A 3444-nucleotide genomic window follows, 5' to 3' on the forward strand; every position below is an offset into this window, starting at 1 on the left:
AAACTTACAACTGTATCTGAACGAGTTTGTTTATAAGCTAAATCGCAGATATTTTGGTGAGAAAATCTTCGATAGACTAGTGATAGCAAGTATTACAGGAGTATGATTAAAAACGGATATGCATATATTAAATTACCATCAAGCGTATTAGGATAATCGTAATAGCAATTTTCTTTATTATTAACAAATATAGCTATATTGTTTGGGTAAGATAAATCATATATAACATTTGTATTTAAAGGTCCACCTACTGTAATTATTACACTTACATCATTTATATCATTATCTATTCCTCCTCCCAATTGTAACTGATTTTGTTGATATATTGCTGTTTGTTGAGAAGTATTTTTAACAATAATAGGTTTACCATTTAGTAAAAATCCAAATGTGTTAGCTCCTGTTTGGGTTTCAGGTGGTAGTTGGTCTATTGGTTTTGTGGTTTTGTCGTCCTTATTATCGCAGGACCACAAGGCAAATGATGTAATTAAAAGTAAAAATATTTTTTTCATAGTTCATAAATTTTAGTAAAAGTAAATGTATCTTATAAAAGTATAAAAGATTATTGGTTATGAGCGTGTTAATTATAAAAGTTGAGATCTTTAATGAAGTTAAACATTGCAACAGTACCCACTCGCATTGAATATAGCGAGTAATTGTGAAAGTAGGAGAACTCCATCGCATCCACTACGTTGTAAGCTTCTCGGAACTTTTACAAATTGAAATCGGGTTTTGATTACAAACCGAATTTTTTCTATTTTAATTTGTTATAGAAAACAATCAATTCCACTTTTAAAAAATAAAAAAAGCCCTAATTTTTAATAAATTAGGACTTCTTAAAGTAGACGTGGGGCAATTATCGTTACAATCGCATAAACGTTCGGGTAATTACTTTATCTGAGTTATCGTCGTACGATTCAAGAACCAAATTACCATTTATATCAAAGTACACAATCGAAAGTGAATCTTTAGTTCTGTAAATATAACTGTTGTTGGTAGTAGCTCTTAAAAGTGCTACTGTTGCATTATTGGAATCGGTTACCACATAGCCTGAAGGGTCAAGCGACAATCTGTAATTACTACCGTTAAATTGGTATATAGCACTTCGATCTAAGGCTACCGTTCTCGTTGTGCCATCGGGATTCGTTACCGTTGTTGTGGAAACCATCTCAACAGGCGAATCTTTTAAGTCTTTGTTTAGTGTGGAAGAATCGGCATTTTCAAGTTCCACTTTTTGACGGGCGGTGGTATTTTGCTCTTTTACTACTTGCTTGGTTCCGTCAGAATCCTTGACAGTAGTGACCGTTTTTTTAGTAACTTGAGTCACATTTGTGTTTTGAGCCTGAATGCTTACTGATAAAAGTAATGCAAATGCGAGTGTGGTTATATTTTTCATATGTAGATATTTATTGTTTTTTATTGGTCATATGTAATTCGCATATCTTCATTGGTTTTTGAGACCAATTTTAGATTATGCTCATTTCATAATCATAATTATTTAAGTTTTGAATAATGTCAAATGTACGGTCAAAAAGGTACTTCCAAGTTATTGGATTACTACTTAATGTTATAATTTATCGCACATCCAACCGTAAATCACTCCAATTTCTTTCGCTATTTATGATACATAAAATGTATATTTGCACACTTTTAAAAACAGAATCTAATGAAAGCAGGAATTGTAGGATTACCAAATGTGGGAAAATCAACTTTATTTAATTGTTTGTCCAATGCAAAAGCCCAAAGTGCTAACTTTCCGTTTTGCACCATCGAACCCAACATTGGTGTGGTAAATGTACCCGATCCACGAATTGCAAAATTAGAAGAATTGGTTAAACCAGAACGTGTGCAAATGGCCACTGTGGATATTGTGGACATTGCTGGTTTAGTAAAAGGAGCGAGTAAAGGCGAGGGTTTAGGCAATCAGTTTTTGGGAAATATCCGCGAATGTAATGCCATTATTCATGTTTTGCGTTGCTTTGACAACGACAATATTATTCACGTAGATGGAAATGTAAATCCTATTCGAGACAAGGAAACCATCGATATCGAATTGCAACTGAAAGATTTGGAAACTGTTGAAAAACGTTTGGAAAAAGTCACTCGTGCTGCAAAAACCGGGAACAAAGAAGCCCAAACGGAAAAAGCGCTTTTGGACCGCATTAGAGAAACGTTGCTGCAAGCCAAATCGGCACGAACGGTTATTCCGCAAAACAATGATGAAGAAGTTTTGATGGAAGAATTTCAGTTGATAACCGCCAAACCTGTTTTATACGTTTGTAATGTAGATGAAGCATCGGCGGTAAACGGCAATAAATACGTAGATCAAGTAAGAGATTTGGTTAAAGACGAACAAGCCGAAGTAATCATTCTTTCGGTTGGTGCCGAAGCGGATATAACCGAGCTGGAAAGTTATGAAGAGCGTCAGGTTTTTCTGGAAGATATGGGATTGACCGAGCCAGGTTCGGCGGTTTTGGTTCGTGCCGCCTATAAACTTTTGAAATTGCAAACCTACTTTACCGCAGGAGTAAAAGAAGTTCGCGCTTGGACCATTAACATTGGCGATACCGCTCCAAAAGCAGCAGGAGTAATTCACACTGATTTTGAAAAAGGATTTATTCGTGCGGAAGTAATTGCTTTTAACGATTTTGAGGCCTACGGATCTGAAGCTAAAGTAAAAGAAGCCGGAAAACTAAGAGTAGAAGGGAAGGAATACATTGTAAAAGACGGCGATGTAATGCATTTTAGATTTAACGTGTAGTGGATTATTTTTTTTACAATTTTGAGTGATTAATTGTGTAAATTATTCTCAAAAGAAACATCCCATAATTCCAATTTTAAAATAATTTTAAACAAAGTGAGACATAAAATGTTTCACTTTTTTTTTGGAAAAAAATAGTTGGCCTAAAATTTGAAATGTTAATGAAAACCAAAATTATGAAAAAATACACCTTAATTTTAGCCCTAATCATTTTTAGTTCTTGTAAAGAGGTTCAGCAAGAACAAATTATATATTTTGAAGAAGCTCAGCCGATTAACAATTCAGAACTGAGGGTGATACCGTCTAAATTCATTGGAACCTATGCATCCAATGATTCTGTTTTTTTAAATATTGATAAAAACACTATTTATATGCAGAACAATTACCACCTCTGGTTACATAAAAACCAGTTGGATTCTTTAAAAAATGAACTTCGTTTTAAAGAGGGTAGATATATCCTCACCAAAACAAACGAAGTTTTAGAGAGCAAAAAGTTTGGCGATTCCATTCTGTTTATAATGAAGGATAGGGATACCATTTTCGAATTTTCTGAAATCCAGAAAGCCAAAAAAATAAATGGAAAACTTATAGTAAGCACAAAAGATTCTATTTATTGGAGAGTAAAAGTACTTCGTTTAGAGTCCAATGGGATTCGGGTTCAAGATTTTTATACCGATACGGATTTG

Annotated in this window: 4 protein-coding genes and 1 pseudogene; 3 read left to right on the forward strand and 2 right to left on the reverse strand. The window is 33.9% G+C overall.

Going from position 1 to position 3444, the window contains the following annotated elements:
* Positions 1-106: pseudogene (locus ACIQ2X_RS14715) on the forward strand (IS1595 family transposase); the annotation flags it as partial.
* On the opposite strand, the gene ACIQ2X_RS14720 reads toward ACIQ2X_RS14715, so the two are convergent.
* A complete protein-coding gene (locus ACIQ2X_RS14720; protein WP_396179710.1) occupies positions 93-509 on the reverse strand; it encodes a hypothetical protein in 417 nt (138 codons plus the stop codon). The pseudogene ACIQ2X_RS14715 and the gene ACIQ2X_RS14720 sit on opposite strands and share 14 nt — an antisense overlap.
* 350 nt (positions 510-859) lie before the next feature.
* Positions 860-1393, reverse strand: coding sequence for a hypothetical protein (locus ACIQ2X_RS14725; protein ID WP_396179712.1), 534 nt, complete (start codon positions 1391-1393; stop codon positions 860-862).
* Positions 1394-1663: 270 nt separating this feature from the next.
* Between ACIQ2X_RS14725 and ychF the strand changes: the two genes are divergently transcribed.
* Both ychF and ACIQ2X_RS14735 read left to right on the forward strand, forming a co-directional pair.
* Complete coding sequence (gene ychF / locus ACIQ2X_RS14730; protein ID WP_396179713.1) at positions 1664-2758, forward strand: redox-regulated ATPase YchF; 1095 nt, start codon at positions 1664-1666, stop codon at positions 2756-2758.
* A 176-nt stretch (positions 2759-2934) separates the two neighbouring features.
* The coding region (locus ACIQ2X_RS14735; protein ID WP_396179714.1) for a hypothetical protein at positions 2935-3444 on the forward strand (510 nt) is incomplete at its 3' end.

This window comes from Flavobacterium sp. (genome assembly GCF_044368625.1).
In the GTDB taxonomy this organism is placed as follows: Bacteria; Bacteroidota; Bacteroidia; order Flavobacteriales; family Flavobacteriaceae; genus Flavobacterium.

Coding starts and splice junctions, on each gene's coding strand:
- ACIQ2X_RS14725 (WP_396179712.1), bottom strand. CDS start 1,393: ATGAAAAATATAACCACACTCGCATTTGCATTACTTTTATCAGTAAGC.
- ychF (WP_396179713.1), top strand. CDS start 1,664: ATGAAAGCAGGAATTGTAGGATTACCAAATGTGGGAAAATCAACTTTA.
- ACIQ2X_RS14720 (WP_396179710.1), bottom strand. CDS start 509: ATGAAAAAAATATTTTTACTTTTAATTACATCATTTGCCTTGTGGTCC.